Source organism: Pseudomonas sp. HY2-MNA-CIBAN-0224 (assembly GCF_040310285.1).
GTDB classification, from domain to species: domain Bacteria; phylum Pseudomonadota; class Gammaproteobacteria; order Pseudomonadales; family Pseudomonadaceae; genus Aquipseudomonas; species Aquipseudomonas helleri.
The window spans coordinates 1-235 of the sequence record NZ_JBEOPQ010000918.1 but is presented as its reverse complement, the minus strand read 5'-3'; the positions used below and the strand labels follow the sequence as shown (position 1 = coordinate 235).

General features: G+C 56.2%; 1 pseudogene. It reads right to left on the bottom strand.

Annotation, left to right across the window (positions count from 1 at the left end):
* Nucleotides 1–235, bottom strand: a pseudogene (locus AAEZ03_RS28925) (hypothetical protein); the annotation flags it as partial.

Genomic DNA, 235 nt, shown 5'->3' with positions numbered 1-235 from the left:
AGATGGCAGGAAACAAACGCAGCCAACGTCCTTGACGCGGACGTACTTGCGCCAGTGGGACGGCGAGCATTGGAGCGATAATCATCAGCCACGGCAGAGCAAAACGGTAGCCAAGCTCACTTTGTGCTGCACGCAGCGCACTCTCACCACCGAGTTGAGCACTGCCGCTTGCCGCTTGCCATAAGGGGCCAATTGCTTGGGTTTCGATATTGTCTTCGGTGATGACTTCTTGTGC